23 protein-coding genes are annotated in these 26,770 nt (G+C 66.3%); 8 read left to right on the top strand and 15 right to left on the bottom strand.

The window, feature by feature from the left end:
• Positions 1-22: 22 nt before the first annotated feature.
• Positions 23-1,357 (bottom strand): guanine deaminase, encoded by a 1,335-nt coding sequence (gene guaD / locus H512_RS0105035; RefSeq protein ID WP_026782548.1) that lies wholly within the window; start codon positions 1,355-1,357, stop codon positions 23-25.
• A gap of 142 nt (positions 1,358-1,499) precedes the next feature.
• On the opposite strand from guaD, the gene H512_RS0105030 reads away from it, so the two are divergent.
• Both H512_RS0105030 and H512_RS0105025 read left to right on the top strand, forming a co-directional pair.
• A complete protein-coding gene (locus H512_RS0105030) occupies positions 1,500-3,173 on the top strand; it encodes a formate--tetrahydrofolate ligase (protein ID WP_026782547.1) in 1,674 nt (557 codons plus the stop codon).
• 107 nt (positions 3,174-3,280) lie between these two features.
• The gene (locus tag H512_RS0105025) at positions 3,281-3,673 is read left to right on the top strand and encodes a winged helix-turn-helix transcriptional regulator (RefSeq protein WP_084798308.1); all 393 of its coding nucleotides are present in this window, start codon (positions 3,281-3,283) and stop codon (positions 3,671-3,673) included.
• A gap of 18 nt (positions 3,674-3,691) precedes the next feature.
• Here the strand turns inward: H512_RS0105025 and H512_RS22550 are convergent, their stop codons facing one another.
• The 4 genes from H512_RS22550 to H512_RS0105005 form a co-directional block, all read right to left on the bottom strand.
• Positions 3,692-4,000, bottom strand: a complete 309-nt coding sequence (locus H512_RS22550) for a PilZ domain-containing protein (RefSeq protein WP_053239562.1) — start codon at positions 3,998-4,000, stop codon at positions 3,692-3,694.
• 219 nt (positions 4,001-4,219) lie between these two features.
• Positions 4,220-5,026 (bottom strand): NAD-dependent epimerase/dehydratase family protein, encoded by an 807-nt coding sequence (locus H512_RS0105015; protein ID WP_053239561.1) that lies wholly within the window; start codon positions 5,024-5,026, stop codon positions 4,220-4,222.
• 453 nt (positions 5,027-5,479) lie between these two features.
• Entirely contained in the window at positions 5,480-6,403 is a 924-nt protein-coding gene (locus H512_RS0105010) for a carbohydrate kinase family protein (RefSeq protein WP_026782544.1), read from the bottom strand.
• Between the two features lie 113 nt (positions 6,404-6,516).
• Complete coding sequence (locus H512_RS0105005; protein WP_026782543.1) at positions 6,517-7,767, bottom strand: D-amino acid dehydrogenase; 1,251 nt, start codon at positions 7,765-7,767, stop codon at positions 6,517-6,519.
• 175 nt (positions 7,768-7,942) lie between these two features.
• Here H512_RS0105005 and H512_RS0105000 point away from each other — a divergent pair, with 175 nt between their 5' ends.
• Both H512_RS0105000 and H512_RS0104995 read left to right on the top strand, forming a co-directional pair.
• Positions 7,943-8,533 (top strand): DUF1131 family protein, encoded by a 591-nt coding sequence (locus H512_RS0105000; RefSeq protein ID WP_053239560.1) that lies wholly within the window; start codon positions 7,943-7,945, stop codon positions 8,531-8,533.
• A 171-nt stretch (positions 8,534-8,704) separates the two neighbouring features.
• Complete coding sequence (locus H512_RS0104995; RefSeq protein WP_156899357.1) at positions 8,705-9,499, top strand: hypothetical protein; 795 nt, start codon at positions 8,705-8,707, stop codon at positions 9,497-9,499.
• An 85-nt stretch (positions 9,500-9,584) separates the two neighbouring features.
• Here the strand turns inward: H512_RS0104995 and xylA are convergent, their stop codons facing one another.
• From xylA to H512_RS0104975, 4 genes are all read right to left on the bottom strand, one after another.
• The gene (gene xylA, locus H512_RS0104990) at positions 9,585-10,901 is read right to left on the bottom strand and encodes a xylose isomerase (protein WP_026782540.1); all 1,317 of its coding nucleotides are present in this window, start codon (positions 10,899-10,901) and stop codon (positions 9,585-9,587) included.
• A 30-nt stretch (positions 10,902-10,931) separates the two neighbouring features.
• Positions 10,932-12,395: a xylulokinase gene (gene xylB, locus H512_RS0104985; RefSeq protein ID WP_026782539.1), complete on the bottom strand. Its 1,464-nt coding sequence runs from the start codon at positions 12,393-12,395 to the stop codon at positions 10,932-10,934.
• A 32-nt stretch (positions 12,396-12,427) separates the two neighbouring features.
• Positions 12,428-13,450 (bottom strand): LacI family DNA-binding transcriptional regulator, encoded by a 1,023-nt coding sequence (locus H512_RS0104980; protein ID WP_036789991.1) that lies wholly within the window; start codon positions 13,448-13,450, stop codon positions 12,428-12,430.
• 165 nt (positions 13,451-13,615) lie between these two features.
• On the bottom strand, positions 13,616-15,001 hold the full coding sequence (locus H512_RS0104975; protein WP_026782537.1) for a M20/M25/M40 family metallo-hydrolase: 1,386 nt from the start codon (positions 14,999-15,001) through the stop codon (positions 13,616-13,618).
• A 693-nt stretch (positions 15,002-15,694) separates the two neighbouring features.
• Here H512_RS0104975 and H512_RS0104970 point away from each other — a divergent pair.
• Together H512_RS0104970 and H512_RS0104965 are read left to right on the top strand one after the other, a co-directional pair.
• The gene (locus tag H512_RS0104970) at positions 15,695-16,405 is read left to right on the top strand and encodes a helix-turn-helix transcriptional regulator (protein ID WP_036789988.1); all 711 of its coding nucleotides are present in this window, start codon (positions 15,695-15,697) and stop codon (positions 16,403-16,405) included.
• A 169-nt stretch (positions 16,406-16,574) separates the two neighbouring features.
• The gene (locus H512_RS0104965; RefSeq protein ID WP_026782535.1) at positions 16,575-18,218 is read left to right on the top strand and encodes a helicase HerA-like domain-containing protein; all 1,644 of its coding nucleotides are present in this window, start codon (positions 16,575-16,577) and stop codon (positions 18,216-18,218) included.
• A gap of 56 nt (positions 18,219-18,274) precedes the next feature.
• Here H512_RS0104965 and H512_RS0104960 read toward each other — a convergent pair whose 3' ends face one another.
• The 3 genes from H512_RS0104960 to H512_RS0104950 are packed head-to-tail and all read right to left on the bottom strand — an operon-like array spanning position 18,275 to position 21,468.
• Positions 18,275-18,700, bottom strand: coding sequence for a GNAT family N-acetyltransferase (locus H512_RS0104960; protein ID WP_210162659.1), 426 nt, complete (start codon positions 18,698-18,700; stop codon positions 18,275-18,277).
• A 59-nt stretch (positions 18,701-18,759) separates the two neighbouring features.
• Positions 18,760-20,754, bottom strand: a complete 1,995-nt coding sequence (gene malQ, locus H512_RS22545; RefSeq protein WP_036789984.1) for a 4-alpha-glucanotransferase — start codon at positions 20,752-20,754, stop codon at positions 18,760-18,762.
• Between the two features lie 54 nt (positions 20,755-20,808).
• A complete protein-coding gene (locus H512_RS0104950) occupies positions 20,809-21,468 on the bottom strand; it encodes a haloacid dehalogenase type II (RefSeq protein WP_026782533.1) in 660 nt (219 codons plus the stop codon).
• A gap of 171 nt (positions 21,469-21,639) precedes the next feature.
• On the opposite strand from H512_RS0104950, the gene H512_RS0104945 reads away from it, so the two are divergent.
• On the top strand, positions 21,640-22,494 hold the full coding sequence (locus tag H512_RS0104945; RefSeq protein ID WP_425414159.1) for a branched-chain amino acid aminotransferase: 855 nt from the start codon (positions 21,640-21,642) through the stop codon (positions 22,492-22,494).
• 106 nt (positions 22,495-22,600) lie between these two features.
• Complete coding sequence (locus H512_RS0104940; RefSeq protein WP_156899355.1) at positions 22,601-22,909, top strand: hypothetical protein; 309 nt, start codon at positions 22,601-22,603, stop codon at positions 22,907-22,909.
• 3 nt (positions 22,910-22,912) lie between these two features.
• Here the strand turns inward: H512_RS0104940 and H512_RS0104935 are convergent, their stop codons facing one another.
• The 3 genes from H512_RS0104935 to H512_RS0104925 form a co-directional block, all read right to left on the bottom strand.
• Positions 22,913-23,680, bottom strand: a complete 768-nt coding sequence (locus H512_RS0104935) for a response regulator (RefSeq protein WP_026782530.1) — start codon at positions 23,678-23,680, stop codon at positions 22,913-22,915.
• Positions 23,681-23,859: 179 nt separating this feature from the next.
• Complete coding sequence (locus H512_RS0104930; RefSeq protein ID WP_026782529.1) at positions 23,860-24,456, bottom strand: superoxide dismutase; 597 nt, start codon at positions 24,454-24,456, stop codon at positions 23,860-23,862.
• 154 nt (positions 24,457-24,610) lie between these two features.
• On the bottom strand, positions 24,611-26,698 hold the full coding sequence (locus H512_RS0104925; protein ID WP_026782528.1) for a S9 family peptidase: 2,088 nt from the start codon (positions 26,696-26,698) through the stop codon (positions 24,611-24,613).
• Positions 26,699-26,770: the final 72 nt, after the last annotated feature.

The raw sequence follows: 26,770 nt of genomic DNA, 5'->3' as shown, positions 1-26,770 counted from the left end.
GGGTCGAAAAAATGGCGGCGCCCTAGGAATCGGCGCGCCGCACGCCCTGCGGCCGGCCGCCGACGAACACCTCGCAGACGTTCCGCTCGTCGCCCATGGTCATCAGGACGAACAACTCTTCCTCAAGATCGCCGTCGACCGCCGCGAGGCGATGGGCCATGGCCGGCCTGGCCGCGCCGTCGAGCACGACGAGATCGGCATGGGCACCCGGATCGATGCGGCCAAGATCCGGCTCGCCGATCGCCTCGGCGTTGCCGCGCGTCATCAGGTGGAAGGCTTCGAGGGCCGACAGCTTCTGCCCTTGGAGCTGCATCACCTTGTAGCCCTCGGCCGCCGTTTCCAGCATCGAATAGCTGGTGCCGCCGCCGACGTCGGTGGCAAGCGCGATGCGGACCGGATGGGCTTCGAGCCCCTTGTAGTCGAACAGGCCGGAGCCGATGAACAGATTGGACGTCGGGCAGAATACGGCGACGGCGCCGCTCTCCGACATCCGCGCCACCTCGCGCGGGCTGAGGTGGATGGCATGGCCCATCAGGCTTTTCGCGCCAATGAGGCCGTAATGGTCGTAGACGTCGAGATAGTCGGCCCGTTCCGGGAAGAGGCGCCGCACCATGGCGATCTCGTCGTGATTCTCCGAAAGATGCGTCTGGACGAGGCAGTCGGGATGGGCGCGGGCGAGGCTGCCGAGCGCTTCCAGCTGCTCCGGCGTCGAGGTGATGGCGAAACGCGGCGTGATCGCCACCCTCTGCCGGCCGCGGCCATGCCAGGCGGCGATCAGCGCCGCCGTGTCGTCGTAAGCGGCCTGCGGACTGTCGAGCACGTCGGGCGGCGCGTTGCGGTCCATCGCCGTCTTGCCGACGATCATCGCCGTGCCCCGCCGCTCGCTCTCGGCGAGAAGCGCCTCGGCCGACGCCTTGTGGACCGAGCCGTAGCAGACCGCCGTGGTGGTGCCGTTGCGCAGCAGTTCGTCGATGAAGAAGCGGGCTTCTGCCGCCGCGAAATCGGCATCGCCGTAGCGCGACTCGGCGGGAAAGGTGTACCTCGTCAGCCATTCGAGCAGTTGCGCGCCATAGGAGGCGATCACCTGCGTCTGGGGAAAGTGGATATGGGTGTCGATGAAGCCCGGCAGGATCAGCTTGCCGGAAAAGTCGTGGAGCGCGACCCCTTCGCCGCCGAGCCGGCCGATCTCCCCGGCCTCCGCCACCATGCTCACCCTGCCGTCGTCGATGACGACGACGCCATCCTCGACATAGCTGTAGGAGGCGGCATCGCCGGCCCCCAGCGGCGGACGCTTGAAGCTCAGCACGCGACCGCGTACGAGGGTGCGGCCGGAAGAAGGTCGATCGGCAGGCGTCAACGGCAACTCCGTCGGGACGGAACGGGTCAGCGGCCATTCCCTTTCCCAGCAAAGGCGAAATGTCCGGTCGAGACAACAGAAAAGTCGCGTCGGGCTATATATTTTTCCTTACCGGCCGCTGCCGGAAACCACGAGTGCATCCATGCTTGACGACATCGAGATCGCCCGCGCCGCCCGCCTCCGGCCGATCGGCGAGGTGGCCGGCCGTCTCGGCATCCCCGAAGACGCGCTGATCGCCTATGGCCGCCACATTGCCAAGATCGAGCACGCTTTCGTGGCGGAGGCGCGCCGGCGGCAGCGCGGCAAGCTGGTGCTGGTCACCGCCATTTCGCCGACGGCGGCCGGCGAGGGCAAGACCACCACCACGGTCGGTCTCGGCGATGCGCTGTCGCGTCTCGGCCGCAAGGCAAGTATCTGCCTGCGCGAGCCGTCGCTCGGGCCATGCTTCGGCATCAAGGGCGGCGCGGCCGGCGGCGGCCACGCCCAGGTGGTGCCGATGGAGGCGATCAACCTTCATTTCACCGGCGATTTCCATGCCATCACCTCGGCGCACAATCTCCTGTCGGCGCTGATCGACAATCACATCTACTGGGGCAACGAGCCGAAACTCGACGGCCGGCGCATGACCTGGCGGCGGGTGCTCGACATGAACGACCGCATGCTGCGCCACCAGGTCAACGGCCTCGGCGGCATCGCCAACGGTTTCGCGCGCGAGGACGGCTTCGACATCACCGTCGCCTCGGAGGTGATGGCGATCTTCTGCCTGGCCACCGATCTCGCCGATCTCGAAGCCCGCCTGAAGCGCATCGTCATTGGCGAACTGGGCAACCGCTCCTATGCGACGGCCGACATGGTGAACGCCGCCGGCGCCATGGCGGTGCTGCTGAAGGACGCCTTGCAGCCCAACCTCGTGCAGACGCTGGAGGGCACGCCGGCCTTCGTGCACGGCGGTCCCTTCGCCAACATCGCCCATGGCTGCAATTCGGTGATCGCCACCGAGACGGCGCTCGGCCTGTCCGACGTCGTGGTCACCGAAGCCGGTTTCGGCGCCGACCTCGGCGCGGAGAAGTTCCTCGACATCAAGTGCCGCAAGGCCGGCCTTCGCCCCGACGCCGTGGTGCTGGTGGCGACGGTGCGGGCGCTGAAGATGCACGGCGGCGTCGCCAAGGAGGATCTCGGCGTCGAGAATATTCCCGCCCTTGAGGCCGGCTTCGTCAACCTCGCCCGGCATCTCGACAATCTCCGGAAGTTCGGCCCGGACGTGGTGGTCGCCATCAACCGCTTCGGCAGCGACACGGCGGCCGAGATCGACCGCCTGCGCGAATTGTGCGCCGGGGTCGGCGCTCCGGCGGCGCTCGCCACCCATTTCTCCGATGGCGGGCGCGGCGCCGAGGAACTGGCGCGGCTGGTGCAGGAGGTGCTCGACGCGCCGCGCCGCCGTCCGTTCGTCTTCCTCTATCCGGACGAGGCGCCGCTGGCCATGAAGATCGAGACGGTGGCCCGCGAGATCTACGGCGCCGCCGGCGTCGAATACGACGGGCGCGCCGCCCGAAAGCTGGTCGAGTACGAGGAGCGCGGCTTCGGCCGCCTGCCTGTCTGCATCGCCAAGACGCAGTCCTCCTTCAGCGCCGATCCGCGGCTCTTGGGCGTGCCGACCGGCCATATCCTGCCGGTGCGCGATGTGCGCCTCGCCGCCGGCGCCGAATTCGTGGTGGTGCTGTCGGGCTCGATCATGACCATGCCAGGCCTGCCGCGCGTGCCGGCGGCCAACCGCATCGGCCTCGACGGAGAAGGGCGCATCGTCGGCCTGAGCTGACGATCCCCGCGCACGCGCTTGTGATGGCGGTTCGGGCGCTTTCCGCTTTTCCACCACGGCCAATGGTCCTATCTCACGGTATAGTTTTGGTGTGTGGAGAGGTCGCGATGTCCTTCGATCCTGGGTCCGGGCCGGCCGCGGCATCGGGCAGGCTCAACTGCTCGGTCGAACTGCAGGACTATCTTGCCGTGGTCCAGCGCGGGCTCAAGGCGATCACCGGCAAGTGGAAGGGCGAGATCATCTGCCTGCTGTCGGAAGGTCCCCGTCGCTTCAACGAGCTGCGGCGCGGCATTCCCGGCATCACCCAGCACATGCTGGCCGCCCAGTTGCGCGATCTGGAGAAGGCCGGGCTGGTCGTCCGTCACGACTACGAGGAGGCGCCGCCGCGCGTCGAATACGAGCTGTCGGATGCCGGCAAGGCGCTCCGCACGGTCGGCGACGCCCTGCACGACTGGGCGAAGACCTACGCGCCCGCCGAGACGGCCCCCAACGCCGAATGAAGAGACCGGCGCCCGGCGCTACATGAAGCGGAAGCGGGCGTGGCGCGGATCGTGGCTCTCGTGGATATAGATGGGGTCGGCGGTGAATTGCAGGCCGAGTTCATTGTCGCGCCGCCACATCACCTCAGCCCGCCGCAGCGATTGCTCGGTCGGGTCGTAGATGAAGAACTCCTGAGGAATCTCGTGGGAATGGTCGCAGCGAACGCGCATGCCGCCAGGGCTGGTGTCCCGCACGACGCAATCGACGATGTAGCGATAGTCGCCATAGACGATCTTCGCCGCCCTGAGCGTTCTCCGCCTGAGTCCGTTTCTCTGCTCAACCGACATCGAACATGATCCCGCCTATCGGGTGAATGTTGACAGTCACAGGTTAAGAATTGCCGAAGCCGCCGCGCCGGCGGTCAGAGCCTGACACGAAACTCGTTGGCATCAGGCAGATAGCGATAGCTTCGAGAACCGGAGCGGAGCGAACGTGCGGTTCGTGAGCACCGGGAGCGCAGAAAGCGAAGCGAGATGCCCGCCTCAACAGAGGTTCCGGGCAGGCTCTCAGGGGATGCGCCTGATGTCGCCGGCAAAGTCGCTGGCCGCCGCCGCGCCGCCCTGAAAGGCATTCTCCACCGCGTTGGCCGACCGCCGCCCGCGCAGCGCGGCGGCGAAGCGGTCGGACCTGTCGCGGGGCACGTAGCCGAGGCGGCGGGCATTGGCATTGTCCCACCAGCGGTCGGCATTGGCCGATACGCCGTAGACGATCTCGAACAGATAGTCGGCCGACAGCGCCATCTCGATGAGCCGGCAGAAGTCCGACGGCGAGATCCAGGTGGAAAGCATCCGCTCGTCGAGCGGTTCAGGCCGGCAGGATCCCATGCGAATCGCCATGGCCCGGATGCCGAACTTGTAGGCGTAGAGCGAGGCGGCGGCTTCCTGAACGGTGCCGATCAGGCCGATCGGGCTGTCCGGCCGCGACGGCGTCAGGTGGTCGAGCGTGGCGCTGCGGCGGTAGAAGCCGACGACGCCGTCGGAGACCAGGACTATCACCCGCCGGGCGCCGGCCAGACGCGCGCCCTCCCAGAGCCCGAAGGCGCCAAGGGCGCTGGCCGCCGGATCGCCGCTACCGCAGCGGGCGAGGTCGAGCTTGGAAACGTCGACGACGATATCGAAGCCGGCCATGGCATCGGACAGAAACTCGGGATGGCCGATGTCGCCGACGACAAGTTCCTCGCCGTCGCGGAGGGGCGACATCGGCTGGCTGTCGAGCGATCGTACACGGGAAAAGCGCCGGTCCAGCGAGCGGCGCAGGAGCTGGCCGAGATACATGTTCCCGCCGACGATCAGGACGGAGCCGAAGTCGATCATGATTCAACCTTGCAAGCGGCCTGTCCTGCCACAAGGAAAACCATCGTCGGTCGAACCGCCGCAGGAAACCTGCCGGATCGGGAAGGAGAGATGGTCCGCCATGGGCATCTCCCAATGAATACTCCCGCGAAACGGTCATTCTAAAGCTGACAATTTTTACATCACGGTTTTTCTGTTTAATTTTACAGTCGAATAAAAGAGACCATTGTGGATGTATTTTAGCGGCAGGGACAGCAGCGACGGCTGATCAGGCGCGGCAGATCGGACGGAATGGCCTGCAAACGGCCGAAACGAAAATGAAAAATAATTAGCCGGACAGCATTACCATCCGGCTGTCGGCACTCCGGTAGCCCAGGACGGAAGAGCGGACACAACCGATCTCCCGTCGCATGGCCTCGTGAAATAAGTATTCTTTGATAGGCGTTCAGCCCGCCCGGAAAGGCTGAAATGCGCTCAGAGTTCGGCACGCCAGGGCGGATTGGCGCCGGCTCGCGAGCAGGTGATGGCGGCGCATTTGGTGCCGAAGGCCAGGGCGGCGGCAAGCTCGTCGCGGCTGATCGCCTCGAGCGCCGGCCGGGCGATCCGGTTCGCCTCCTTCAGCGCCACCAGGAACGACCCCTGGAAGGTGTCGCCGGCGCCGATGGTGTCGACGACCTTGACCGAGGGGGCGGGAACCTCCAGCCGGCCGGCCGTCCGGTGCCAGGCGATCACGCCGTCGCCGCCGCGCGTGACGATGAACAGGGCGGCGCCGCCATCGAGCACGTCCTGCGCCTTGGCGTCGAAGTCGTTGCCGCCGAACAGGAAGTCGAAGTCCATGTCGGACATGCGGACGATGTCGGCGGTGCGGGCGAACTCGGCCATGCGCGCCGTGTAGGCGGCCTTGTTATGGGTCAGCGTCGGCCGGCAGTTGGGATCGAAGGACAGCGTTGTCTTGCCCTTCGCCGCCTTGAACATGGCGAGATATTCCGAGGACACCGGCTCGTTGATCAGCGTGGTGGAGCCGACGTGCAGCGCCTCGATGGCCGGGAAGGGAATGCTGTCCGGCCGGTGGCTCCACAGGCGGGCCGCCGTGGTTTCATCGTAGAAGGCGTAGTGCGGCTCGTTGCCGACGAAGCGGACGAAGGCCAGCGTCGTCTCATCGTCGGAGCGGCGGACGTAGCGCAGCGACACGCCGGAGGCGATCAGGTGATCGGCGATCATCGCCCCGAACATGTCGTTGGAAATGCCGCCGACGAAACCGGTCAGGGCGCCGAGGCGCGACATGGCGACGGCGATGTTGAGGCAGGAGCCGCCGACCGCCGGCACATAGGCGTCCCGGCCGTCCGCCGATTTGACGGGCACGAAATCGATCAGCGCGTCGCCGCAGGCCAGTAACATATGATTCCCCTTGGAGTGCTGTGCTTCTTCGCCCAAGTGCTAGCCAATCGCCGGACCGGCTTCAATCGCTCCGATAGGGCATGGGGAATAATTCTGACTACGTTGACAACCACTCAGCCATAGCGGGACAGGGAAAGGTCGGCCGTTTCGATGTCCGGCTTGCGGCCGGAGACCAGATCGGCCACGAGCCGGCCCGAGCCGCAGGCCATGGTCCAGCCGAGCGTGCCGTGGCCGGTGTTGAGGAACAGGTTGGCATAGCGGGTGGCGCCGATGATCGGCGTGCCGTCCGGCGTCATCGGCCGGAGGCCGGCCCAATAGGCGGCGTTGGCGAGGTCGCCGCCCGGAAACAGGCTGCCGGCGACATATTCCAGCGTGCCGCGCGGCGTCGGCGGCAGATCGCGGCGGTAGCCGCTGATCTCGGCCATGCCGCCGATGCGGATGCGGCTGCCAAGGCGGGTGACCGCCACCTTGTAGGTCTCGTCGAGCACCGTGGACACCGGTGCCCGCGCTTCGTCGACGATGTTGGCGGTGAGCGAATAGCCCTTCACCGGATAGACCGGCAGCCTGAGGCCGATGGCCCGGCCGAGCGTCGACGACCACGAGCCGAGCGCCAGCACGTAGCGGTCGGCGGTGATCGTACCCTCGGAGGTGACGACGCCGCTCACCGCGCCGCCGGCCGTCCCGATGCCGGCGATCGACACGCCGTAGCGGAAGCGGACGCCGAGGCCCTCGGCGATGTCCGCCAGCGCGGTGGTGAACAGATAGCAGTCGCCGGTCTCGTCGAGCGGCAGGCGCAGACCGCCGACGAAGCCGTCGCGGGCGGCGGCGAGCGCCGGCTCGGCGCGGGCGACGCCGTCGCGGTCGAGCACCTCGAAGGGCACGCCGTCGGCCGTGAGCACCTCGGTGTCGCGGCCGGCCTGGTCGAGTTGCTTCTGGCTGCGGAACAGCTGGAGGGTGCCGAGGGAGCGGTGATCGTAGGCGATGCCGGTCTCCTCGCGCAGCGCGATCAGGCAATCGAGCGAGTAGCCGGCGACGCGCAGCATGCGGCCCTTGTTGCGGGCATAGGCCGAGGACGTGCAGTTCATCAGCAGCGAGATCACCCACGGCAGGACGTGCGGGTCGAGCGTCGGCCGCAGGATCAGCGGCGCGTGCCGCATGAACAGCCATTTCAGCGCCTTCAGCGGAATGCCCGGCGCCGCCCAGGGCGTCGAATAGCCGGGCGAGATCTCGCCGGCGTTGGCGAAGCTGGTCTCGAGCGCCGGACCCGGCTGGCGATCGTAGACGGTGACCTCATGGCCGGCCCTGGCGAGATAGTAGGCGGTGGTGATGCCGATGACGCCGGCACCGAGAACGGCAACTTTCATGCGAGAACCCCTGTTGCAGGACGCACGGACTCGAAGTCTAGGAAGCCGGATCGGCCGGGTCCATCCTCAAAAGGCCGCGGCCGGTGGCCGGCAGGGTTGCTCGGAGAAGGGGGACTACCGTACGGCGTCGGCGGCCATCGCTTCAATCGGCGGGATGGCTGTGCTATCGAAGGGCATGACTCGCATTCGTGTTCTCCTGCGCCTGTCCGGCGTTCTGACGGCCGCCGCTCTCGCCGGCTGCTCCCTTCTCGGCTCCGACTCGGACTTCACGCCGCCGCCGTCGCGCGCCGCCACCTTCCGCATCACCGCCGCCGGCGTGCCGGGCCTGCCGCCGGGCACCGCCTTCTCCAAGAAGGCGATCGAGGCGCTGGAGCCCGGTTACGTCGTGTCGTCGGTGACCATGGCCACCGAGCAGAGCGAGAGCGTCGCCGCGCTGGCGCTGTTCCGGGATGGCTTGCAGGTGCTGCAGGTGCTGCCCGGTCAAGGCGGCAGGATCGGCCCCATCCACGGCGTTTCCGAAAGCCTCGTCGGTCCCAACGGCGAGCGCATCGGCATGACCTTCCGCGAGGCGCGCATGAACCGTGCCGACTGCCGCGAAGGGCAGGGCAACTGGCTGGCCATGCCGATCTGCACGGCGCGCGGCGCACCCAACGTCACCTTCGTCTTCGCCATTCCCGGCTACATCTCGGCCGGCGGCCTGCCCGACGACGCGACGCTGTCCGGCGCTACGCTCCAGCGCATCATCTGGGTGCCGCCGGTGGGGTGAGGACGGACCGGCGCGTTCTTCGCCCGTTCTGCAATGGCAGCGATATCAATCTAAAGATCCTCGTCGCTTTGAGCCAGACGGGGTGACGCTCCTATATACGATTTGCGGCCAAGGATTGCTGAATATCTGCATTGCAACGTCAGGATTCTATGGCATTCTGGATTTGTAGTAATGAGTATCAATTCAGAAGTGCTGTGGGGGGAGGCTATGAAATTTGCAAAGAGCATGCTATTTGCGCTTGGGCTTCCAGCTCTTGTGATCGGTTGCTCGCCGAGTGTTACGGTGGACACTCGTTTTTCAACCACTGCGGCAGGTTTAGTCAATTCTGGCTTCAATCAGATCGGAAGCCTATATTACGTCGATTTTGAACTTGGGCAGATCCAGAAAGTTGAAGAAATTAACGCGGCTGGTTTTCCTATGGCCGGATCTCCCAAAGCGTCTACTGTTACCTATGGCAATCTCAAATCGTTCGGTTTGGAAGCAAACTCCAAGAAGCTGGACATCGCCAAGCTGAGCGGACAGATTTCCAGGGAAATGTCCGTCAGACTCGAGGACTTTACCAAGCTGTCCGTCACTCGGCCGGGCGATGCCATCCAAATGGCCTTTCAGAACGCCGCCCGTGAAGAGCATGATCCCTGGCGGTTGACTGAAGCGAGCGCCAATACGCGCGGCTACCACATGTTTGTGCAGGGTGAGGTTCGCGCCCAGAAGGCCGATATTTACTTCGGCGAGGAAAAAGGAAGCAAAGACGGGCTTTCTCTTGAGATTGCCGGGGTTGGTAGTATCGATCTGAAATACAGCAAATCATCGAATACGAGCTGGGTGGGAACTGGAACGCCGGTCCTGATCGAAGTCTATTGGTTCAAGGTTTACAAGGATGCGGCAGGCAATATGAAATATAGAACAGCCTTGCCGAATCCGGGCGATCTATCGCGTGTCTCCGACATTCTCCGAAAGGCGGGATGAGCGGCCGCGTCAACGCACCGATTGGCGAGAAACGGAAGAGGCCGGGAAATCCCGGCCTCTCGTTGTTTCAGGGGGCGTTCGCCGATCAGCAGAACTGGTTGACGATGGCTTCGAGCTGCTCCTGCTTGCCGCTCTTCGGCTCCGGATTGACGTTGTTCTTGGCAACGTAGTCCGCGAGATCTTCGAGCGTCCGCTCGCCGGCCAGGATGGCCTTGCCCTCGGCGCCCTTCCAGCCGGCGTAGCGCGCCTCGAGGTTCTTGGCGAGACGGCCGTCCTTGATGATGGCTTCGGCGTTGAGCAGCGCCTTGGCGGCGGCGTCCATCGACGCGGCGTGGGCGATGACCAGATCCTCCGGGTCGAGGGACTGGCGGCGGACCTTGGCGTCGAAGTTGAGGCCGCCGGTGGTGAAGCCGCCCGCCTTGATGATCTCCAGCATGGCCAGCGTCAGCTCGGGCACGTTCATGCCGAACTGGTCGGTGTCCCAGCCGAGGCGGTCGTCGCCGCGGTTGAGGTCGACCGAGCCGAAGATGCCGAGCGCGTTGGCGAGCGCCAGCTCGTGCTCGAAGGTATGGCCGGCCAGGATGGCGTGGTTCTGCTCGATGTTGACTTTCACTTCCTTTTCGAGGCCGTAGGCCTTGAGGAAGGAGAACACCGTGGCGACGTCGTAGTCGTACTGGTGCTTGGTCGGCTCCTTCGGCTTAGGCTCGATCAGGATGGCGCCCTTGAAGCCGGTCTTGTGCTTGTAGTCGACGACCATGGTCAGGAAGCGGCCGAGCTGGTCCTGTTCCTGCTTCAGGTCGGTGTTGAGCAGCGTCTCATAGCCCTCGCGGCCGCCCCACAGCACGTAGTTCTGGCCACCCAGTTCCTTGGTGATGTCGAAGACGTTCTTCACCTGGGCCGCCGAGTAGGCGAACACGTCCGGATCGGGGTTCGACGCGGCGCCGGCCATGAAGCGGCGGTTGGAGAACAGGTTGGCCGTGCCCCACAACAGCTTGACGCCGGTCTCTTCCTGCTTCCTGGCGAAGATCTCGGCGATGGCGCGGACGTTCTTGTTGGACTCGGCGAGCGTCTTGCCTTCCGGCGCGATGTCGCGGTCATGGAAGCAATAGAAGGGCACGTCCAGCAGCTGGAACAGGTCGAAGGCGACGTCGGCCTTCACCTTGGCCAGCTCCAGCTCGTCCGAGCCGGTGAACCACGGCCGCAGGAAGGTGCCATTGCCGAACGGGTCGCCGCCGCCCCAGGCGAACGAGTGCCAATAGGCGACGGCGAAGCGCAGGTGATCCTCCATGCGCTTGCCAAGCACAACCTGGTCCTTGTTGTAATAACGGAAGGCCAGCAGGTTGCGGCTTTCCGGGCCTTCGTATTTGACGGGCTTGAGATTGCCCCAGAACGGATGGGTCATGGTCTTTCCTCTCTTTGTTTTACTCAGGTGTCAGGCAAGCGCGTCCCGGACGGCCGGGTAGAGCGCGCGATACTTGGCGTAGCGGTCGGCATAGGCGGCAACGAGCGCCTTGTGCGGCTCGACGGTGCGGGCGACCGGCGGCGGCGTCAGCGTCTCGAACGGATCGTCGCCGGTGGCGGCGATGCGGCCCATGCGGGCAGCGCCGAAGCCGCCGCCGTAGTCGCCCTCGGCGGTGATGTCGAGCGGCCGGTCGAGCACGGCCGCCATGATCTGCAACCAGGCTTCCGACCGCGAGCCGCCGCCGACCGCGAAGGCGCGGTCGATGTCGGTGCCGGCGTCGTTCAGCACGCGCAGGCAGTCGCGGAAGGCGAAGGCGACGCCTTCGAGCACGGCCTGCGTCAGCTCGGCGCGGCCGGTGGTGTGGCTGAGGCCGACGAACACGCCGCGCGCGGCGGCGTCGTTGTGCGGCGTGCGCTCGCCGGAGAGATAGGGCAGGAAGGTGACCGGCGACGGTTTGGCCGGCTTCGGGTCGAGGCCGCGGGTCAGCTCGGGCGCCGGCGTCTCCAGGAGGTGCGACAGCCATTGCAGGCTGTCGGTGGCCGACAGGATGACGCCCATCTGGTGCCAGGTGTTGGGCACCGCATGGCAGAAGGCGTGCACCGCGCCCTCGGTGTTGGGCGAGAACGAGGCGTTGGAGACGAACAGCACGCCCGAGGTGCCGAGCGAGGCGAAAGCGGCGCCGGGCTTGACGGCGCCCATGCCGACAGCGCTCGCCGCGTTGTCGCCGCCGCCGCCGGCCACCACCGGCGCCTTGGCGATGCCCCAGCGGGCGGTCAGCTCGGCGCGCAGATTGCCGGAGGATTCGGTGCCTTCGACGAGGCGCGGCATGTGGTCGAGCGAAAGATCGGTGGCGGCCAGCAGTTCCGGCGACCAGGCGCGTTTGCCGACGTCGAGCCAGAGGGTGCCGGCGGCGTCCGACATGTCGGAAACGTAGTCGCCGGTCAGCCACAGCCGGACATAGTCCTTCGGCAGCAGCACCTTGGCGGTCTTGGCGAAAATCTCCGGCTCGTGCTTCTTCACCCAGGCGAGCTTGGGCGCGGTGAAGCCGGGCATGGCGATGTTGCCGGCGATGGCGCGGAGATCAGGGCAGCGGGCTTCCAGCTCGGCGCATTCGGCGGCCGAGCGGACGTCGTTCCAGAGGATGGCCGGCCGGAGCGGCTTGTCGGACTTGTCGAGCAGCGTCGCGCCGTGCATCTGGCCGGAAAGGCCGATGCCGGCCACGGCCGAAAGTTCCTTCGGATGGCTGGCCTTGAGCTGGTCGATGGCGCTCTCGGTCGCGGTGATCCAGCTGTCGCCGTCCTGCTCGGACCAGCCGGCATGCGGCCGCGACACCTCAAGCGACGCCGAGGCGGTGGCGATGATCTTCTCGCCGTCGCCGACGAGAACGGCCTTCACCGACGACGTGCCGATGTCGAGGCCGAGATAGGTGGTCATGGTCTCCTCCCAGTGTTGTTTGGTATCCGGTGCTACAGGAGATTGTCGCGCAGGAAGATGTCGATGCGAATGCGCTCCTGCTCGTCGATGATCTGCCAGTCGGAGGTCAGCGACAGCAGCACGCGGGCCGCCGAGCGCACCTCGTGGCCGGGGTCCTGGTTGATCACCGCATCGATGGTGCCGCGCACCAGCGCCTCGCGGTTCTCCTCGATCAGTTCGTGGGCGATGTAGACGATGTCGCGCGCCCGGCCGCTGGCCTCCAGCGCCGAAATGACGCCGGCGTTGCCGGCGCCGGCGTTGTAGATGCCGCCGAGGTCCGGATGCTGGCGGAGCAGATCCTCGACCAGCTTGTGAACACGGGCCGGATCGTCGCGGCCCTCGCGCAGCGCGATGACGTGGACATCGGGGAAGTCCTGGGCGATCACCTGCTCGAAGCCGAAGCGGCGCTCGGCATGGTCGCGCAGCGCCAGCGAGCCGGCCAGCAGCGCTACCTTGCCGGCCTGGTTGGGCAGGAAGCGGCCGATGAGCGAGCCGGCGGTGCGGCCGGCGGCGGTGTTGTCGATGCCGACGAAGCGGTCGCGGCGCGAACTCGGCACGTCCGACACCAGCGTCACCACGGCGACGCCATCGGCCTTCAATGCGTTGATCGCCTCGCGCACGGCGGGATGGTCGAGGGCGGCGACGGCGACGCCGGCATAGCTATCCTGCCGAATTTCCCTCAACGCCTCGGCAAGCATCTCGCCGTCGAACACGTCGACATGGCGGATGTCGAAGCCGGCGCCCTTGTAGGGCAGCCAGTCACCGAGCCGCTGGATGCTGGATTCCAGCGCCTCGAAGAACGGATTGTGGCCGCGCGGCAGCACGAAGGCGAAGCGGCTGGTGCCGGGCTGCACCCGGCCGGCCAGGCTGGACGGCGCATATCCGAGCTGGCGGATGGCGCTTTCCACCTTGTCGATGGTCACCGAACGCACGCCGTCGCGCCGGTTCAGCACACGGTCGACCGTCGCCACGCTGACGCCTGCTGCCTCAGCCACCGTCCGCAAGGTGATCTTCATTGAGGGATACAGCCTTCAAATGATTTTTTTCAATCAATAAGGCTATGCAATTCCCTCGTCAATGCGCAATAGACCGATACAACAACTCATCAGACGAAAACGGCGGCCGGGACGCCCCGCTGGGACGGCCCGGCCGCCGGATTGGCCGCAATGCTGGCGATCGCCTCAGGAGGCGAGCGCGTCGAGGATGCGCACCCAGGAGCGGATGCCGCCGTGGTAGCTCGACACCTCGTATTTCTCGTTGGGCGAATGGATGCGGTCGTCATCGAGGCCGAAGCCGATCATCAGGCTGTCCATGCCGAGGATCGACTTGAAGTGACCGACCACCGGAATGGAACCGCCCGAGCCGATCAGTGCCGGCGCCTTGCCCCATTCGGCTTCGAGCGCCGCCCGCGCCTTGGCCACCGCCGGGCCGTCGATGGCGATATGGACGGCCGGGCTGCCGCCGTGCCCGTTGAACTCGACCTTGGCGTCGGGCGGCAGGCGGTCGGTGACATACGTCCGGAAGGCAGCGCGGATCTTGTCGGGGTCTTGCCCGGCGACCAGGCGGAACGACACCTTGGCCTCGGCGGCGGCCGGCAGTACCGTCTTGAAGCCGGGGCCGGCATAGCCGCCGGCCAGGCCGTTGATCTCGGCGGTCGGCCGCGACCATATCTTCTCAAGCACCGTGCGATCGGTCTCGCCGGCCGGCGTGGTCAGTCCGGCGCCGCCAAGGAAGGCGGCGGCGTCGAAGCCGAGACCCTCCCAGTTGGCACGCAGTTCGGGGGTCAAGTCGGCGACGCCGTCGTAGAAGCCGGGGAGGGTGACGCGGCCGTCATCGTCGTGCAGGCCGCCGAGAATCCTGGTCAGCACGTGCAGCGGATTGAGCGCCGCGCCGCCGAAGGAGCCGGAATGCAGATCGTGGCTGGCGCAGCGGACGGAGATCTCCTCGCCGACCAGACCGCGCAGCATGGTGGTGATGGCCGGCGTCTTGCGGTCCCACATCTCGGTATCGCAGACCAGCGCCACGTCGACGGACAGCTCCTCCTTGTTGGCCTCCAGGAACGGGATCATCGACGGCGAGCCCGATTCCTCCTCGCCCTCCGAGAAGAAGGTGACATTGACCGGCAGCGTACCGGTTTCGGCGATCAGCGCCCGGCAGGCTTCCAGGAAGGTCATCAACTGGCCCTTGTCGTCCTCGGCGCCGCGGGCAAGGATGCGCTTGCTGCCGTCCGGCATCGTCTTCACCACCGGCTCGAAGGGCGGCGAGTCCCACAGCTCCAGCGGATCGACCGGCTGCACGTCGTAATGGGCGTAGAACAGCACGTGCGGCTTGCCGGGGCCGGCCTTGTCGTAGTGGCCGACCACCATCGGATGCTTGGGCGTCGGGCGCACCGAGGCCGCAAAGCCGAGCGCGGTCAGCTCGGCCACCAGCCAGTCGGCGGCGCGGGCGCAATCGCCGGCATAGGCCGGATCGGCCGAGATCGAGGGGATGCGCAGGAAGTCGAACAGGCGGTCGAGGCTTTTCGGGAAGTCGGCGTCGACGCGGGAAAGAACGGCGGTAACGGACATCGGTGTCTCCAGGTGAGATGGATCACCTTATAGTCCATCTTCGGCCGACGCGACGAGGGCAAAGGCGCGCGGCGCGCCGGCATTGCATCTAAGTAAAATCCACAATAAAATGTTGCTGGCTAACCGGCCGGGAAATCGGGAGGTCCCGCTGGAGCCGACTTCCGACCCCATCGGCAGGCATCGCCGGATTGGAAATTCATAAACTACAGCTTGTTGAAGCGTTTTTATGTAACCATGGATGGTGGACACAGGTAACGGTGTGACTTGAGGTTTTAAATCGTTCAATCGAATGCAGGCTGCATGCAAGGCCGATGTACTCGTTTCTGGATAAGTACACAGCGGTTCTCATTGGTCTCATTATTTTCTATAAATAAATTTCAATCCAAAAGTCGATACTAAACTTCCTGCGTGATAAACCTGTCATGCGGGCGTCGTTCCGCATGAAACATGAAAGTTTTTGAATGAAATAATTAAGAAAGAGAACCGTGAATAAGCCCTTTTTGAAAATGAGAAGCGTAATAATTGGTGTAATATTGTACATTTTCAGCATGAAAGGCTTTATTTGACGAAAAATGTGCTCTACAAGGAAACTGTTCGTTCAATCGTGCGTTTTTATGCGGAAAGCAGTCGAAGCATGCGGGCACTTGAAACGAACTGCCGCCTTCCTGGCGGCCGGAGGGTTGGGTCGAAATCATGAATACGCCAGACGACATCCTGGCTGACGCAGTCGGCCTCCGCACCTGTTCCAGCGCGAACAAGATCTTCGAGGTGATCGAGCGTCGCCTATTGGGCCATGGCGCCAGCCATGTGCTGATTTCGGGCCTCCCGATGCCGGGCCGTCCGGTGGAGCCGCTGGTGCTGCATATTCGCTGGCCGGACATTCGTTCCGAACGCGGCCAGCTCATCACCATCAACAAGGGCGATCCGGTGCTGGAGCGCTGTCGCGTTGCCCATCGGCCGTGCCTGATCGACGGCGTCAGCATCTCGGGCCATTCCGACCTGGTGGCCGCCGCCGGTCCCGAGGCGTCGGCGCGCATCGTCGCGGTGCCGATCACCTCCATCCCGCCCTATCAGGCGGCCGTCATCGGCCTCGGCGAGGCGCTATCGCTGACCGAACTCGACCTCGTTGCCTTCGACTTCCTGTGCAACCAGGCCTTCCGGCGGCTCCGGGCGCTCGGCTACCTCATCGACTCCCGCCCCGGTGACCTGTCGGCGCGCGAGCGGCGCGTCCTGGAGCTGACGGCGCTCGGCATGACGGCGCAGGAGATCGCCGAGACGCTCAACATTTCCCAGCGGACGGTGCACGCCCATCTTCAGAATGCCGGCGAGAAGCTTGACGCCACCAACAAGACGCAGGCGGTGGTCGAGGCGTTGCGCTACGGCCAGATCACGCTGGCCGACTGACGGCGCTCGACACGGCCACGACGTGGAAACCCGCTGGTTCCGCCGGCGGGTTTTTTGTCGATCGGCGACATGTCAGGCTCCTTCCTTCCATCGGCGGCATTGAGGCCGACCTGTGCCTCGGGTTAGAACGCTTTGAAAGTTGGTCGAGAACGTCGGGAAGGATGCGGGCATGTTGGAACAGGACAAGGTCTACGTCGGGTCTGGCACCAAGCCGCAATATCTGACGCTGAAGCTCGCCAACCGGCACGGGCTCGTCACCGGCGCCACCGGCACCGGCAAGACCGTGACGTTGCAGGTGCTGGCCGAAGGACTGTCGGACGCCGGCGTGCCGGTGTTCTGCGCCGACGTGAAGGGCGATCTTTCCGGCATCGGCGCCCCCGGCGAGGCCAAGGACTTCCTCGAGGAGCGGGCGCGCGCCATCGGCTTTTCCGAGGAGTACCAGCTCAAGGCGGCGCCGGCCGTGTTCTGGGACCTGTTCGGCGTCAAGGGCCACCCCATCCGCACGACGATTTCGGAGATGGGGCCGCTCCTGCTGTCGCGCCTTCTCGAACTCAACGACACCCAGGAAGGCGTGCTGAACATCGTCTTCAAGGTGGCCGACGACGAGGGCCTGCTGCTCCTCGACCTCAAGGATCTGCGCTCGCTGCTCGCCTATGTCGGCGAGAACGCCGACGCGGTGACCGCCAACTACGGCAACGTCGCCAAGGCGACGGTCGGCGCCATCCAGCGGCAGCTCCTGGTGCTGGAGCAACAGGGCGGCGACCGCTTCTTCGGCGAGCCCGGCCTGCAGATTTCCGACCTGATGAAGATGACCGGCGACGGCCGCGGCGCCGTCAACGTGCTGGCCGCCGACAAGCTGATGCAGACGCCGCGCCTCTACGCCACCTTCCTTCTCTGGCTGCTGTCGGAGCTGTTCGAGCAACTGCCTGAGGTCGGCGACCTCGACAAGCCGAAGCTGGTGTTCTTCTTCGACGAGGCGCACCTTCTGTTCGACGAGGCGCCGAAGGTGCTGGTCGACAAGGTGGAGCAGGTGGTGAAGCTGATCCGCTCCAAGGGCGTCGGCATCTATTTCGTGACGCAGAATCCGCTCGACATCCCCGAAAGCGTGCTCGCCCAGCTCGGCAATCGCGTCCAGCACGCGTTGCGCGCCTATACGCCGCGCGAGCAGAAGGCGGTAAAGGTGGCGGCCGACACCTTCCGTCCCAACCCCGCCTTCGACACCTTCACGGCGATCACCGAACTGGGGCAGGGCGAGGCGCTGGTCTCCATGCTGGAGGGCAAGGCGGTGCCGTCGATGGTCGAGCGGACGTTGATCCGGCCGCCGTCGTCTCGTCTCGGGCCGCTGAAGGATGAGGAGCGGGCGGCGCTGATCGCCGCCAGTCCGCTGGCCGGCGTCTACGACGAGACCGTCGATCGCGAGTCGGCCTTCGAGGTGCTGAGGGCGCGGGCGAGCGGCGTGCGGGAGACGCGGCAGCCGGCCGGGCCGACGCCGAAACGGCAGAGCCCCGGCTTCAGCGTGCCCGACTTCGGCTGGGGTCGCAGCCGGGACAGCGCGCCAGCGCCACAGCCCGAGAGCCGTTACGACGAGCCGGCCCGCCGGCCGCGCCTCGACGAATACGAAAGCGCCGCCGATCGCCGCCGTCGCGAGGCGAGCGAGGAGCGGGCGGCCAAGCGCGACACCTACGGCTACGGCGGCCGCCAGACGGTGACTGAGGCGGCCATCAAGTCGGTGGTGCGGTCGGTGTCGAGCCAGGTCGGCTCGCAACTCGGCCGGGCGCTGGTGCGCGGCGTGCTGGGCAGCCTGCTGAAGTAGAAGCGGCGACCTTGGCGGGTCCAATCAGTACCGGTGCCGGGAAATCCGGCGCCGGTTCATGGAAAGAGCGTGTAGACCTTGGAAATCATGCCCGGCTGCCGGCGATAGGTCCGGAAGCCCATGGCCTCGTAATAGGCGAGCCCGAGGTCGTTGTGCTCGCCGATCGTCGCGTCGATGCTCGGCAACCCCGCCTTCCGGGCGGCGTCTCTCGTCGCCGCGAACAGGGCCGTTCCGATGCCCCGGCGCCCCGAGTCGAGCTTCACATAGGTGCCGATGAAGCCCCAGCCCGGAGTGACGCCCCAGGGGTTGCCATCGGTGGCGCGTTGCAGCGACTGGAAGCCGAGAATGTCGCCTTGCTGGGACACGGCGACCAAGCATTCGATCCGGTTGGGGTGCTCGACGTAATATGTCCGGACATGCTCGGCTGAACTGGGGCGGTCGCTCTTCCAGGCGGCGATAATGTCCCGAAGGACGATGCTCATACCCTCGGAATCCGCCGGCAGGGCAGGTCTGACCTTCAAGGCGGGGCTCCTTTTCACCCTCACCACCCGGCTGGCGGCTCCTTGCGGGCTTTCGCCAGCGTGTCGATGCGCTCGGCGGTGGCGGGATCGGCGATGAGGTCTTCGAGCGGCGCGTCCATGCGGCGGCGCCAGTTGGGATGCTCGTCGATGGTGCCGGGCAGGTTGGGCTGTTCTTCCAGCGCAAACAGGTCTTCGAGCGGCGCCAGCGCCAGCTGCGAGCGTGCCCGGCCGATGTGGCGCAGCGCCGCCTCGACCACCGGCGCCGGATCGTCGGGCGCTGGCCGCGGCTCCTCGCCGCCGAAGGTGGCCCAGAGCAGGCCGCGATCCCAGGCGCGCCGCTCCTCCTCCCGCTGCCGGTTGGAATCGGCCGGCAGGCGGCCAAGCTCCTCGGCCCAGTCGAGGTCGTGCCCGGTCCACCAGCCGGCGACGGTGGCGGTGTCGTGGGTGCCGGTCATGGCGACGCTCTCCGGCGGATAGTCCTGCGGGCCGATGAAGCCGTGGTCGAGCGCCCGCTCGAACCACAGGACGCGCATGCCGAACATGCCGGTGTCGTCGATCGCCTCGGCAAAGCCGCCGGGCTTGGTGCCGAGATCCTCGGCGATGATCAGCGCCTGCGCCCGGTGCGACTCCAGGGCGGCGAGGCGGATGAGGTCGCGGAAGGGGTAGGTGAGATAGGCGCCGTCGCTCGACGCGCGGCCGTCCGGCATCACCCAGAGGCGCGACAGGCCGAAGGCATGATCGATGCGCAGGCCGCCGGCCCGGCTCAGCGCCGCCCGCAAGGTGGCGATCCACGGCGCGTAACCGCTCTCGGCAAGGCCGCGCGGCGAGAAGCCGGTCAGCATCCAGTTCTGGCCGAGCGGCCCGAGCGGATCGGGCGGCGCGCCGATGGTCAGGCCGTCGAGCAAGTGGTTGCGCATGTTCCAGCTGTCGCTGCCGCCGATATCGACGCCGACCGCCAGATCGGCGAGGAGCCCGATGGCCATGCCCGCCGCCTTGGAGCGGCTCTGCACGGCGACGAGGCTCTCGTGGGCCAGCCACTGGACGAACAGGTGGAAGGCGATCTCATCCGGATGCTCGGCGGCGAACTGGCGCACCGCCGGCCCGTCGGGATCGTGGAAGACAGCCGGCCATGCCTGCCAGCCGCCGAGGCCGCGCGAGCGGAAGCGGACGTCGAGCGCGTCGAACACCGCGTGGCGGCGCAGGACATCGCCGCCGGCCAGGCTGTCGGTGATGACACGCGACCGCATGTCCGGGGAAAGGCCGTTGAACACCGCCCTGAGCTGGGCAAGGCGGCGGGGCAGGGCGCCTTCCCAGTCGATGAAGGCGCCACCTTCCTCGTCGGCCGGCAGCGGCGGCAGGCCGACCAGCGCCGGATCGCCCATGGCGCCGTTGAGGAACAGCCGGCTCGACGGCGAATAGGGGCTGAAGCCGATGCCGTGGCCGGGGAACAGCGCGTGGACGGGATTGATCATCGCCACGTCGGCGCCGAGGCTGGCGAAACGCTGCATGGCGTCGTCGAGATGGCCGAAATGGCCGAATGGCTGCGGCACCCGGCCGCGCAGCGACGGGATCTGGATCGACGGCCCCCAGAAACGGCGGTCGCTGCCGAACGCGTCGAGCCCGTGGCAGCGGCGCGGCGCCACGGCCAGCGTCAGCTCGTGCGGCCCGATGGCCATACGATAGTAGCCGGGCTCGTCGATGGCCGGCAGGTGGCTGCCCTCGATGGAAAGGGCCAGGCTGCGGCCGTCCTCGGCGACAAGCTCGGCGCGGCCGAGGCTGGCGGGCAGCGGCGTCGGCTGGCCGGCGTCGGTGACGATCAGCGCCGGCGGCCGTCGCCGTTCGTCGGCGATTCGGGCGAGGCTGTCGGCGATGGCCGCTTCGCTGTCGGCCGGATAGCCGAGGGCGGTGGCAATGGCAGCTAGCGCCTCGTCGGTCACCTCCTGCTGCCGGGCGACGACATCCCACCAGACCCGGACGAGGCCGATCGCCTCGGCGAGCGCGTGAAGCTCAGTCATGTTGCACTCTGCTCCGGCTGGGGAGGAAAGGTTGCGTCGGGGCGCGGCCGCCCGTCACAGCCGCGTCAGACCGGTGAGGTCGGGCAGCTCGGCGGCCGGCCGCATGTCGGGATATTCGTCGAGCGCGCCGGTACGGTTGATCCACACCGCCCGGAAGCCGAACTTCGAGCCGCCGGCCACGTCCCAGCGGTTGGACGACTGGAAGGAGATGGCGCTCGGGAAGACGCGGAAATGCGTCGTCGCCATCTCGTAGACGCGCGGGTCGGGCTTGTAGCAGCCGATCGTGTCGACCGACAGCACGTCGTCGATGATGTCGCCGAGACCGGCGGCGCGGATCGCCCGGTTGAGCATCAGCGGGCTGCCGTTGGACAGGATGGCGACGCGGGTGCCGGCGATCTTGAGATCGCGCAGCACGGCCGGCACCTCGGGGAAGCAGTCGCAGCGGCGATAGGCTTCGAGCAGCTTCTCGCGAAGATCGGGATCGACCTGCGGATAGGCGGCAAAGGCGGCGTCGAGCGCGTCCTTGGTCAGCGCCCAGAAATCCTTGTAAGCGCCGGTGGCCGAGCGGATCCAGGAATATTCCAGCTGCTTGGCGCGCCAGAGTTCGGACAGGCGCTGCGCGTCCGGCCCGAGTTCGGCGGCGTGGCGGCGGACGGCCGAATGGACGTCGAACAGCGTGCCGTAGGCATCGAACAGGAAGATCGGATGGTACATGCCGCTGTCTCCGCATCGAACCGCCGATTCGTGAATCGGACGGCTTTCGCAACCTGGGTATCGGATATATTCGGGTATCTTGAAACCGGCAAAACGGACATGCGGAAAAGCCTGCAACCGGTGTAATTTCCGGCTGCCGGCAACAAAAAACAACATGGAAGGACGTTTATCGTGGCTTGGTCCCGGACCTGGACGTGGTTGGACGGAAAATGGCACGAGGGCAACGTGCAGATCATGGGCGTCAGGACGCATTCGTCCTGGCTCGGCTCGTCGGTGTTCGACGGCGCCCGCTATTTCGAGGGCGTGGCGCCCGACCTCGACTTGCATTGCCGGCGCGTCAACCGCAGCGCCGCCAAAATGGGCCTTGAAGCGCTGCACCCGGCCGAGGAGATCGAGGCGCTGGCGCGCGAGGGCTTCGCCCGCTTCCCGGCCGACGCCGCGCTCTACATCCGGCCGATGTACTGGGCGGAAGACGGCGGCTTCATGGGCGTGCCGCCGGAAGCCGCGACCACCCGCTTCTGCCTCAGCCTCTACGAGGCGCCCATCCCGTCGATCGACGAGGGCTACGCGGTGACCACCACGCGCTACCGCCGGCCGCTGCCCGAGACGGCGCTGGTCGATGCCAAGGCCGGCTGCCTCTATCCCAACAACGGCCGCGCCATGCTGGAGGCCAAGGCCAAGGGCTTCGACAACGCGGTGCTGCTCGATGTGCTCGGCAACGTCTGCGAGCTGGGCACGGCCAACCTGTTCATCGCCAGGGACGGCGTGGTGATGACGCCGGCGGCCACCGGCGTGTTCCTGGCCGGCATCACCCGCTCGCGGCTGATCCAGCTGCTGCGCGACGACGGCTTCGACGTGCGCGAATGCGTGCTGAAGATCGACGATCTCGCCAATGCCGACGAGATCTTCGCCGCCGGCAATTACGGCAAGGTGACGCCGATCCTCCGTTTCGAGACGCGCGAGTTCCCGGTCGGTCCGGTGACCAAACGCGCCCGCGCGCTCTACTGGGCCTATGCCCACGCCTGAGTGTCGGTTTCTGCCGGTCCATCCTCTTGAAAATGCCACCCCGGCTGCGGATTTCAGGAGGATGCGCCCCGGCATTGCCCGCCGGGCAACCCGCGAGGAGGCCGACATGCGGATGACAATGGCTCTGGTTTCGACGATGGCGATCCTGCTCGGTGCCGCCGTTCCGGCGGCGGCGGCCTCCTTCATCCCCCGGCAGACCGAGCCGATCGCCTGCCCGGCCGGGCCGGCCGGCGGGCTTTGGCAAGGCTTTTTCCATGGCCGCAAGGAGGTGGACAGCGGCTGGATGAGATACGAAGACACCGCCGAGCGCTACTGCTTCCGGACGGAGAAGCTCTGCCGCAACTGGCTCTACAACATGCAGAGCGAGTACCAGTACATGGTGTGGTCGGCGGACTGCAGGCGGTTCGGCGGCTGAAGCTCAGCGGTTGCCGGTCGGCTCCTGCGAGGGCGCGCGCGACCGCCGCGAGCGCTTGACCACCACCGGAACGGCCGGCACGGCGCGCGTGGCCGCGAGATCGCCGTAGACGGCTTCTTGCGGCTTCCTGCGGAATCCGATGTGGGTGATGGTGAAGCCGGGATCGTCGGGCAGCGTCGGGGCGGCCGGCGGCGGCGCCCGCAACAGGCCGCGACTGCGCAGCGAAGCGGCCTCGCGCAACGCCAGGAGCCGTTCCTCGGAGACGATCTCGGCCGGCTGGCCGGAGCGCCGTTCCGGTCCGCGATAGGTGGGATCGTTGCGGCGGCGGCGGTCGGGGCCAAAGTAGCCCGAGCCGGTCTTGACGTAGACGCGCGGCCGGCCGAACACCGTCAGCAACCGCTCGGCGAGATAGCCCGACGACATCGGCTTGACGGCGATCTCGTCGATGCCGGCCATCACCGCCTTCTGCACATTCTGCCGGCTGGCGTGGCCGGTCATCAGGAGGATCGGCACCATGCGGTTGACGACGGCGCCGCCGTGGCGGATGCGGTCGGCGAAGGCGAAACCGTCCTGTGGCTCCATGCCGAGATCCGACATGACGAGATCGACGTGACGGCCGGTCAGGAAGCCGAAGGCCTCCTCGCTGTCCGCAAACTCGTGAATGTCGCGAAAGCCGAACTCGTTCAGCATGCCGACGACGAACCGGCGAAAGCGCGGGCTGTCGTCGACGACGATGATCGTCCGCTGCGTGAAATCCGTCAGCCTATGCATGGCGCCCCGTCAACCGCTGCACAACATCAATCAACCAATCGGACCGAAAACGGGTCCGTTCGCCCCTCTGAACAGTGATAGAGGCTGGCGCCGCGTCGAACAACCGCGCCGGCCAAAAAAAGCGAGGCTCCGGACGTGCCGGAGCCTCGACGAAATCAGACCAGTCCGGATGACCGGACTCAGGCGGCCTTGGCGTAAAGCTCGGCCACGAAGTCCCAGTTGACCAGATTGTCGAAGAAGGCTTCGAGATACTTCTGACGCAAGTTGCGGTAGTCGATGTAGTAGGAGTGCTCCCAGACATCGACGCCGAGCAGCGGCGTGCCGCCCGATACCAGCGGGTTTTCGCCGTTGGGCGTCTTGGAGATGGCAAGCTTGCCGTCCTTCAGCGCCAGCCAGGCCCAGCCCGAGCCGAACTGCGTCATGCCGGCCTGGATGAAGTCGGCGCGGAACTTATCGAGGCCGCCGAGGTCCTCGTTGATCTTCTTGAGCAGTTCGCCCGGAACGGCGCCGCCGCCGTTCGGCTTCATCCACTGCCAGAAATAGAAGTGGTTGTAGTGCTGGGCGACATTGTTGAAGAGGGCGGGATTCTTGCCGAACGAACCCTTCACCACCTCTTCGATGCTCTTGCCTTCCCACTCGGTGCCCTTAATGAGATTGTTGCCGTTGTTCACGTAGGCAAGGTGATGCTTGTCGTGGTGATACTCGAGCGTCTCGCGCGACATGTAGGGGCCAAGCGCGTCATAGGCATAGGGAAGGTCGTTCAGCTCGAAGGCCATGGTCGTCTCCTCTCGGGAAAAAAGCGCGTTCTGAAACGGAGCATCGCCGCTCCGGCGGTGGTGCCTGCCAGATACTTAGTTACTTTTCCCGATGGCGGCAATGCGCCACCTGTCGATTCATGGCTCCCATGCGCCTTCCGGTTGGCAAAACCGATCAGTTCGCCCGATCCATCACCTTGAGCGCGAAGGCATATTCCATCGCCGTTTCCTTCAGCTCGTCGAAACGGCCGGAAGCACCGCCATGGCCGGCGTCCATGTTGACGTGCATCACCTGCGGATTGTCGTCGGTCTTCAGCGCCCTGAGGCGGGCCAGCCATTTTGCCGGCTCCCAGTAGGTGACGCGCGGATCGGCGAGGCCGGCCAGCACGAACATCGGCGGATAGTCCTGCGTCGTCAGGTTGTCGTAGGGGCTGTAGGAGCGGATGCGCTCGAAGTCCTCGACGCTGTCGATCGGGTTGCCCCACTCCGGCCACTCGGGCGGTGTCAGTGGCAGCGAGGCGTCGAGCATGGTGTTGAGCACGTCGACGAAGGGCACGGCGGCGATTACCGCGCCCCAGATGTCGGGCGCCATGTTGGCGACGGCGCCCATCAGCATGCCGCCGGCCGAGCCGCCATGGGCGACGATCCGCCCCTCGGAGGTGAAGCGGTTGTCGACGAGATAGCGCGCCGCGTCGATGAAGTCGCTGAAGGTGTTGATCTTGTTCTCGCGCTTGCCGGCAAGATACCAGCGGTGGCCCTTGTCGTTGCCGCCGCGCACGTGGGCGATGGCGTAGACGAAGCCGCGGTTGACCAGCGACAGGATGCGGGTCGAAAACGAGGCGGGAATGGCGATGCCATAGGCGCCATAGCCGTAGAGCAGGCAGGGGGCGCTGCCGTCGAGCGGCGTGTCGGCACGGTAGAGCAGGGTGACGGGAACCGTCTCGCCGTCCGGCGTCGGCGCCTGGATGCGGCGCGTCACGTAGTCGGACGGCTCGTGGCCGGACGGCACCTCCTGCGTCTTCCTCAGGAAGCGCTCGCCGGTCTCCATGTCGTAGTCGTAGACCTGCGCCGGCGTGGTCGGCGAGGAATAGGTGAAGCGGACGATATTGGTGTCGAACTCGTAGGAGCCGGAGAGGCCGAGCGAATAGGCCTCCTCCGGAAAGGCGATGGCGTGCTCGTGACCGCTCGCCAGCTCGCGGATGACGATGCGCGGCAGGCCGCCCACCCGTTCGAGCCGCACCATGCGCCCCTGGAAGATCGACATCGACAGGATCAGCCGGCCCGGCTCGTGGGCGACCACGTCGATCCAGTTGTCGCGACCGGGGTTCTTGAGCGGCGCGTTGACGATCTTGAAGTCCTCGGCGCCGTCGGCGTTGGTCAGGATGTAGACGCGGTCGCCGCCGTCGTCCTCGATGGAATACTCGACCTCGGTGTCGCGCGCCGTGACGAGGCGCGGCGGGCTGTCCGGCGCGGCGGCGTCGATCAGCCGCACCTCGGACGTCTCGTGGTCGTGGGAGTCAATGATAATGAAGCGGTTCGACTGCGTCTTGTCGACGCCGCAGAAGAAGCCGGAATCCTCCTCGACATAGACGACGACGTCCTCGGAGGCCGGCGTGCCGATCACATGCCGGAGCACCTTCTCGGTGCGGTGGTTGTCGTTGATGAAGGTGTAGAAGAGGGACCTGGAATCGGCAGCCCAGGCGACGCCGCCCGCCGTGCTGGGGATCTCGTCGGGGAGATCGGCGTCGGCATCGAGGTCGCGGATGCGGATGGTGTGGTATTCCGAGCCGGTGTCGTCGATGCTGTAGGCGAGCAGCTTGTGGTCGGGGCTGTGGCTGGCGCCACCCAGGCTGAAATAGGGCTTGCCCTGGGCGAGCGCGTCGGCGTCGAGCAGCAGTTCCTCTGGGCCGCCGTCGCGCAATGTGCGGACGAGACGGGGATGCTGGGCGCCGACAAGATAGCGGCTGGCATAGGCATAGGGCCCGTCGGGCAGCGGCACCGAGGAATCGTCCTCAAGGATGCGGCCGCGCATCTCGGCCACCAGCTTGGCCTGCAGTTCGACGGTGTCGGCCATCCAGGCGTCGCAGAAGGCGTTCTCGGCATCGAGATGGGCGCGGATGGCCGGATCGAGCACGTCGGGATCGCGCAGCACGTCCTGCCAGTTGTCGGCGCGAAGCCAGGCGTAGTCGTCGATGAGTTCGACGCCATGGATATGCGTCGCAACGGGCCGCTTCTCGGCACGGGGGGCCTTCAACTCGGTCATGAGCGCTCCGGAGAATGCAAAACGGCTGGAGGGATACCCCCAAAGCCGGTGACGGGGCAACAGACAAACGCG

Origin of the sequence: Pleomorphomonas koreensis DSM 23070, from assembly GCF_000425185.1 — a bacterium.
In the GTDB taxonomy this organism is placed as follows: domain Bacteria; phylum Pseudomonadota; class Alphaproteobacteria; order Rhizobiales; family Pleomorphomonadaceae; genus Pleomorphomonas; species Pleomorphomonas koreensis.
This window is presented reverse-complemented; position numbering and strand designations above follow the sequence as displayed.

Bases quoted from the DNA above. Each gene is read 5' to 3' on its own strand.
- H512_RS0105030 (WP_026782547.1), top strand. From the start codon at position 1,500: ATGCTTGACGACATCGAGATCGCCCGCGCCGCCCGCCTCCGGCCGATC.
- H512_RS0105025 (WP_084798308.1), top strand. From the start codon at position 3,281: ATGTCCTTCGATCCTGGGTCCGGGCCGGCCGCGGCATCGGGCAGGCTC.
- H512_RS22550 (WP_053239562.1), bottom strand. From the start codon at position 4,000: ATGTCGGTTGAGCAGAGAAACGGACTCAGGCGGAGAACGCTCAGGGCG.
- H512_RS0105015 (WP_053239561.1), bottom strand. From the start codon at position 5,026: ATGATCGACTTCGGCTCCGTCCTGATCGTCGGCGGGAACATGTATCTC.
- H512_RS0105010 (WP_026782544.1), bottom strand. From the start codon at position 6,403: ATGTTACTGGCCTGCGGCGACGCGCTGATCGATTTCGTGCCCGTCAAA.
- H512_RS0105005 (WP_026782543.1), bottom strand. From the start codon at position 7,767: ATGAAAGTTGCCGTTCTCGGTGCCGGCGTCATCGGCATCACCACCGCC.
- H512_RS0105000 (WP_053239560.1), top strand. From the start codon at position 7,943: ATGACTCGCATTCGTGTTCTCCTGCGCCTGTCCGGCGTTCTGACGGCC.
- H512_RS0104995 (WP_156899357.1), top strand. From the start codon at position 8,705: ATGAGTATCAATTCAGAAGTGCTGTGGGGGGAGGCTATGAAATTTGCA.
- xylA (WP_026782540.1), bottom strand. From the start codon at position 10,901: ATGACCCATCCGTTCTGGGGCAATCTCAAGCCCGTCAAATACGAAGGC.
- xylB (WP_026782539.1), bottom strand. From the start codon at position 12,395: ATGACCACCTATCTCGGCCTCGACATCGGCACGTCGTCGGTGAAGGCC.
- H512_RS0104980 (WP_036789991.1), bottom strand. From the start codon at position 13,450: ATGAAGATCACCTTGCGGACGGTGGCTGAGGCAGCAGGCGTCAGCGTG.
- H512_RS0104975 (WP_026782537.1), bottom strand. From the start codon at position 15,001: ATGTCCGTTACCGCCGTTCTTTCCCGCGTCGACGCCGACTTCCCGAAA.
- H512_RS0104970 (WP_036789988.1), top strand. From the start codon at position 15,695: ATGAATACGCCAGACGACATCCTGGCTGACGCAGTCGGCCTCCGCACC.
- H512_RS0104965 (WP_026782535.1), top strand. From the start codon at position 16,575: ATGTTGGAACAGGACAAGGTCTACGTCGGGTCTGGCACCAAGCCGCAA.
- H512_RS0104960 (WP_210162659.1), bottom strand. From the start codon at position 18,700: ATGAGCATCGTCCTTCGGGACATTATCGCCGCCTGGAAGAGCGACCGC.
- malQ (WP_036789984.1), bottom strand. From the start codon at position 20,754: ATGACTGAGCTTCACGCGCTCGCCGAGGCGATCGGCCTCGTCCGGGTC.
- H512_RS0104950 (WP_026782533.1), bottom strand. From the start codon at position 21,468: ATGTACCATCCGATCTTCCTGTTCGATGCCTACGGCACGCTGTTCGAC.
- H512_RS0104940 (WP_156899355.1), top strand. From the start codon at position 22,601: ATGCGGATGACAATGGCTCTGGTTTCGACGATGGCGATCCTGCTCGGT.
- H512_RS0104935 (WP_026782530.1), bottom strand. From the start codon at position 23,680: ATGCATAGGCTGACGGATTTCACGCAGCGGACGATCATCGTCGTCGAC.
- H512_RS0104930 (WP_026782529.1), bottom strand. From the start codon at position 24,456: ATGGCCTTCGAGCTGAACGACCTTCCCTATGCCTATGACGCGCTTGGC.
- H512_RS0104925 (WP_026782528.1), bottom strand. From the start codon at position 26,698: ATGACCGAGTTGAAGGCCCCCCGTGCCGAGAAGCGGCCCGTTGCGACG.